This is a genomic window from Brasilonema bromeliae SPC951 (assembly GCF_012912135.1).
Taxonomy (GTDB): domain Bacteria; phylum Cyanobacteriota; class Cyanobacteriia; order Cyanobacteriales; family Nostocaceae; genus Brasilonema; species Brasilonema bromeliae.
This window is the reverse complement of record NZ_QMEB01000311.1, coordinates 1-6,231: the sequence shown is the minus strand read 5'-3', so window position 1 is coordinate 6,231 and position 6,231 is coordinate 1. Positions and strand designations below refer to the sequence as shown.

General features: G+C 43.7%; 5 protein-coding genes and 1 pseudogene. 2 read left to right on the top strand and 4 right to left on the bottom strand.

What is annotated here, in order from left to right:
* Positions 1-223: 223 nt before the first annotated feature.
* Together iscB and DP116_RS26310 are read right to left on the bottom strand one after the other, a co-directional pair.
* Positions 224-1,128, bottom strand: a pseudogene (iscB, locus tag DP116_RS26315) (RNA-guided endonuclease IscB).
* Between the two features lie 258 nt (positions 1,129-1,386).
* Positions 1,387-1,935, bottom strand: coding sequence for a CAP domain-containing protein (locus DP116_RS26310; protein ID WP_169157953.1), 549 nt, complete (start codon positions 1,933-1,935; stop codon positions 1,387-1,389).
* A gap of 501 nt (positions 1,936-2,436) precedes the next feature.
* On the opposite strand from DP116_RS26310, the gene DP116_RS26305 reads away from it, so the two are divergent.
* The gene (locus tag DP116_RS26305; RefSeq protein ID WP_169157952.1) at positions 2,437-2,808 is read left to right on the top strand and encodes a translation initiation factor; all 372 of its coding nucleotides are present in this window, start codon (positions 2,437-2,439) and stop codon (positions 2,806-2,808) included.
* Between the two features lie 138 nt (positions 2,809-2,946).
* On the top strand, positions 2,947-3,402 hold the full coding sequence (locus DP116_RS26300) for a hypothetical protein (protein ID WP_211173519.1): 456 nt from the start codon (positions 2,947-2,949) through the stop codon (positions 3,400-3,402).
* Positions 3,403-3,803: 401 nt separating this feature from the next.
* Here DP116_RS26300 and DP116_RS29770 read toward each other — a convergent pair whose 3' ends face one another.
* A complete protein-coding gene (locus DP116_RS29770) occupies positions 3,804-4,553 on the bottom strand; it encodes a WD40 repeat domain-containing protein (protein ID WP_246275803.1) in 750 nt (249 codons plus the stop codon).
* On the bottom strand, positions 4,516-6,231 hold a 1,716-nt coding region (locus DP116_RS26295; RefSeq protein WP_339381581.1), incomplete at its 5' end, for an ATP-binding protein. The genes DP116_RS26295 and DP116_RS29770, both read right to left, overlap by 38 nt.

The window sequence follows — 6,231 nt, the reverse complement described above, 5'->3', positions numbered from 1 at the left end:
GGAACAGGGAACAGGGAACAGGGAACAGGGAACAGGGAACTCTTAACGCTTAACATAAACTGTACGGAGTTCTGTTCAAAAATCAAATAGGAATCCTATACATTCATGGGTTCTTTCGGAGCTTCCAACCCCCACAGAGTTGCAGGTTGCGGCACTTTGACGGTTTAGGATTGCGATGCGGAAGCCGCCACCTCCGGTGATCGGATCGCATCTAATTGCGGAATCAATGGACAATACTGGACAACGAGTACAAATAGCCATCATGTCGTTGCAGTATTTTGCAGTACTTATGATTGATAATCTGCAATGTCTTACCGCCTGCGGCAATGTCAAACTGTCCAGTCTTTCGAGTAGTTACTCGTCCAACGTGAATGCCTGCATTTTTCCCCTTGGGTACATCAGCTTTGACGATATCGCCAGTCCTAAATCCAAAGTGGAATTTACTATTAGTTTTATGCCTTTTGGGAAAACCAAACTTATTTGTGATAGACATCTGTCTGCTGCCATGTCCGCAAGCTTTGATGATCAAAGGTTTGACCCCTTTGACTAATAGCTTGTCCGGTGTCGATAAGCCAACGCAAGCCGCATCAAAATAGTGAGTTTTGTCTAGTCCAAGTTTTGTTCTATTGAACTTTGTCAAACCGCCAGAGCCTGTTTCTACTGGCAACCCAGTAGAGATCAACGTTTCCAATAGTTTAAATCTAGTTGCATTGACTGCAGCAGTACACGACTCATCAAACTCGGCGGTAACCAACCTTCCGGACGCTTTCTATTGTTAAACCGTGCTTGACGATAGCGAGTTTTTCTTGCTCTCCTGCTTCTACGAAGTTGTCTACGAGAAGTTAAAGCTTCTCTAATCACAAAACCTCTATGTTGAAGTTCTGCCACAAATATAACCTCGTTTGCAGAATCGTTTACTAATACTATTCCAGTTGCTTTAGAACCAGGGTCGATTTTAATTCTCAAAGGTTGAACCAGTGCATCTGCTCTAGATTCTTTGAGAATAATTGTGAATGGGAATTTTTTCAAAACTGCAGCTTTTTTGTTCCTTAAAAGCTGTCTTGCTTGTGCTGGATGAATTGGATCTAACGGTCGTTTCTTGGTATCAATTACGAAGACTTTGCTCATAAGAGCCTCCTTTCGGGTAATGTTTTCCTCGTCAATGTTGTAAGGACTTGTTAGGCTAGCTACACTTCCTTAGCTAAATAGAGATATTTAATAGCTAGCGACAGAGCAGTAAGCTGGAAAGCACCCACTGGTGTCATCACCCAAACAACGTAGCTTTCGCTTTGACTGGCTATCTCTACACTGGAGGTACTGGTTGTCCACTACTGTCCAGCGTTTAGCGGATAGCTTAAACACTCACGCTTGAACCGATTTTGAGAATTATCTACCACTACGAAGGAAAATTTGCGTCAGATAAACTTCACCTTGGCTATTAGTCGCTACACCAATTCCAGTCATGTTGTAATTGCCTTTAATGTTGGCGAGATGTCCGGAACTGTGCAACCAACCAGTCACAGCTTCCTGAGCGGGATCGCTGTATCCTAGGTTAAAGGCAAGGTTTTCTCCTGCACTTCTGCAGCGAATAGGAATACCAGCAACCCTCCTTCTAAATCCCTGATGACTAAACGGAGCTTTACCATTAGCCATGTTTAGACTGTGAAGTCTTGCTTGCCGCGATATTTTTGCATTTAGCAAGAGCTTTGGCAAACCCTTAGATGCTCGATATCGATTAATTTGGTCAAAAACTGACCTTTCTAAATCAGTAGATTTAACAGTAACAGGTGACGTCACTTGACGTGGTGACATTGACAACACCTGGTTGTGGTCTGATTTTTTTGTAGCGGTTTGACCTCGTATGTAACTGGATGACATTCCACTAACAAGGACAAGCGTACTTAAAGCAATGCCAAAAGCAGTTTGTCGGAACATGGAGAATTATGTAGTATGTAGGGTTGTAAGACGCAGAGTTTGTTTTTTTGTTTCTTCATATACCCGTATACTTGTTTGTATTCAGGAAGTTACGAAATGATGGCACATGATAACTAGAAGCGTCAAGAGTCTTTCATAACAATCATCATAGAGCAAAGTTATTTAGAAAAATGATACCCAAGTTGCCGTATTTATTTGGTTAACTATCGAGGTTGTGATAGCATACATCAAATTACGTTCTACGGTATTGCTGTAATCGCTGTTTATAATCCAGCAAGAGGTTTGATTAGCGTTTCAGGCACATAGTGACCGCCAAAACGTCCTTGTATATCAGGAAGTTGAGTTGTTGATTTCAAGCTGGAGAGTATGGGACTCATAGTCACGCACAAGCTAAAATGACAGAACGACCATCATTATATAAACTCTTTTTCCTCTTTGTCTCTTGGTTCTCTGCGGTATGCGCGCCTTAGCGCACGCTACTAACACATTCAATTTAGCCTTATGTCATCATCAAATCACAAACCCTCCGAAAACCGTCTTGTCTACCGGGAATTTGGCAACGATAACTCCGCCGCCCTACAAAGACCAATGTCTGCTGCCCTAGAAAGACCAATCGAGGAACTACCCCCTCAACAGCAAAATCTGCGCGTGCAAGCTACTCGCGCCGGACGCAAAGGCAAGACTGTGACTGTGATTACCGGTTTTCAGTCCAAACCAGAAACCTTACAAGCCTTACTGAAGCAATTGAAAGCTCAGTGCGGTACAGGTGGTACAGTCAAAGACAACGAAATAGAAATTCAAGGCGACCATAAGCAGAAAATACTAGAGATTGTGACCAAGCTAGGTTATAAAGCCAAAATAAGCGGTGGTTAATTTGTGGTGTTTACCGAACTCCAGAAACCTGCTGTTTTCGCACATAAATGTTATGTTTGAAAAGTATAAAAATCCTGCTCGTTTTGAGATTTATAGATTGTTTTCTCGTCTTATGGTGCAGTTTGTTGGATATCTGATTTGAACCTTTGGGCAAAAGGAATTGCAGATGTTCTCAAACCTGGTGGACGCTTCATAGTGGTGGATTTTCATCCTGTGGCTATAATATTTGATGAAGATTGGAGTCACAAGTTTTCTTACTTCAGTGAAGGAAAGCCTCTAACCTGGGAAGATGGAATAAGTGATTACGTAGCCTCATCAGGTACGGCGCTAACTCCTTGGGGCTATGAAACGGGTATTGAAAATTTTCGCAATCCTTACCGTTCCCATGAGTTCCAATGGGGTATCGGTGAAATAGTCACGGCGTTATTGGAAGCTGGATTAACTCTAGAGGTTTTGAAGGAGTACCCTTACGCCAACGGTTGTAAGATATTTGAACGGATGCGGGAAGCACCTGGACGCCGGATGTTTCCGCCAGAGGATGTGCCGAATTTGCCTCTGATGTATGGGATTGTAGCTCGTCGAAAAAAGTTTTAGAGATTTAAGTGAAATGTGTTTCTTTCATATTTCACGGCAGCGAAAAACACGCCCGTAAGAGGCTTACATCTTGCACCTTGTCAATAAAAGTCAAATTTGTTACAATAATTTGACTCCGTTCTTGTCCGCCTAGGACTGTAAGTCCTGGGCTGCATAGGCAAAGTCCATTAAAATGGACTGACACTGGAACTTATTTTTGAGTAAATTTAAATACTATTTTATACAAGCATTGGTGATTTACTCGTAATGGTACAAGATATCAGCCTTTGACTGGCGGCTTCGCAGCCACCAGCAAAATATGAAAGAAACACCTTTTTCCCTTACACCCCTACACCCTTACACCCCTACACCCCTGTGTTTCTTGAGAGTAAATTAATCCAGCAGTGTGGAGAAAATGGCAACTAACGACTGACTGCGCGGCACATATTGCCAATTTCAGCATCATCATCATTGGGATTAGTTTTGAAATACTCACCCATGAACGCGCACCCTTGCCTGAGTAAATAATCAAAATCCCATCTCCACAGTTTCACCGTGTTGTCATTACTTGCAGAAGCGAGGATTTTGCCATCCGGGCTGAAGCTGACGCCAGAAACAGCTTTTGCGTGTCCTCCTAGGGTGTTCGGTGCTGCAACATTGTCAACTGTATTCAGTAATGTCAGTTCTACCTGTGTGCGGGTATCAGCATTTACCAAGGGTGTATGTTGCATTTGCACAACAGCTTTTAAACTTGCTTTTAAAGCTTTTGCCCTATCTGAGTTCAACAGCGCATCTGAAGTAATAGTAAGAGAACTAATTTGACTGATTGCGGCATTGCTCCAGCCCACGCCTGCGACGCCTGCTATAATTAGAGTTACCCCAGAAAAGCTACTGAGTGCGATAATTGTTAGTTGCGTCCGGCGATCGCGTTCTTGTTTGTCTCGAACCCGTTGACTTGTGCTAGCCTGAATAAAGTCTCGCTCTTCCTGCGTCATTTCCTCAGCGCGTTTTTGCAACCAATCTTCTGCTACAGTTAACGGCACACCCCGCAACAACGCCCCAGAGTCATGATTGTTATTTTTCCACTCAAACATCGCAACCTTTAACCGTTCCTGCCAAACGCGAAACTGACGATTAGCATTCATCCACTCGCGCAGAGTTATCCGCTTCATGGACAACCTCTACTGTATCTTCTCCTGAGTTGTCATCGCGTCCCGTCACAACTAAACGGGCTTGGTATCCCGCTAAATAACTTACCAATCCCCAATTCTCTTCCCCAACTTCTTTGCGGGTAGCCAGCCGTCGAGTATCTTCTGTTCCTTCCCCCGGACGCACTAATTGTACAAAAATTCGCTGTGCCTGCTTTTGCTCTGTTGGGCTAAGTTGACTATAAACCTGCTGGGCATGATTAGCTAATGCCTTTTTCACACCGCCAATCTCAGTATATGCTTGGTGAGTTAACGTCCGGTTTTGCTGCTTTGACCATAATCGGGTAAGAGCAAATTCTAATAGTGGTAAATTACCCGGTTCCAGTCCGACATCATCCAAAATTCGCTCTTGTAATTGTGCCTCAAGTTGCACTTCTAGCTTTTGTGCAGGTAGGGCGATCGCTGCTTGTAGTTCCTCCCGACTCATGGAACTTACTAATTGGGGTGTAAACTCCTGCAATGCATCCCGAAACGGGCGGTAGGAGAGGACATAGCCGTAGAAGTCAGCGCGTAAAGTCAAAACCAGTGTGATAATTTTCTGATGGATAGCTTCGAGCAACGTATCAGTAAAACGCTCAATTTCTTCCTTCTGGCAAAGAGTGTAGAGTTCTTCAAATTGATCGGCAAACAGCAGAAAACGTTTATCTGAGTTGCGTTCTCTAATGTTAGACACCACCTGCTGCAAAGTCACTTTACCCTGCTGTATATCTGTTGCTAGTCCAGCCGCCGATCGCAATTTTTCAGTTTCACCAATTTCTGGTTCTAATTGACGCACCAACGCAGAAGCAAGCTGATAAAATGGCTGATTACCAGGACGAAAAGATTCAATCACCCAATTTCCTTCACTTCGTAACTGTGGAATGAGTCCAGCAAACACCACCGAAGACTTGCCACTCCCACTAGGACCAATCACTGCTACCAACGACTGAGAGTGAGTTCCTTGCACTAAGCCATTCACAAATGTATCACGTCCAAAAAAGAATTCTGCATCTTCTTCCCCAAATGCAGACAATCCTTGATAGGGGTTAGGAGGAATGACTTCTATTTGAGGTGCAGTGGGGGTAATTGACTGTTTTTTTCTTAGTACCGGAGTTTGCTGTTCCAAAAAACCAATCATATGAGAGCAGCCAAGTTGATAGGCAAATTCTACCTCTTCCCCTGTAGCGATCGCATCATAAAACGCGACAGCAAAAGCAACAGCTGCTTTATCCCCTACTGTCTGAGTCATGCCAATCACATAATTGACGTGTTGGCTAATTGCTTCTGCTTGCATTTGGGAGTAACAAGCGTTTAAAAGTACGCAATCAACTCCTTTAGTGGCAAACAGCTTAAACATACTCCCGAGTGCTTCGGCGGAGATTAATGCAGGCTGTCCTGTTTCATCTTGCAAAACAATACCATCTTGCCCAGCACCATGTCCGCAGAAGTGAACAATTTGCGGCTGATAATCTAACATGGCGCGGTAGAAGTCACGCTGACGTACCGCCCATTTTTGCTCTAACTTGAATTCTTCTCGTTTGTTAGCGCGTCGCAATCCTTCATCAATTTCCCGCACCTCTTCATCAAGTCGCAGCCTTGAGGTACTTGTCGGATTTGCTGCCAGAATTAAAATAGTTTTGATACGGGTGTTGTTATTCATAAG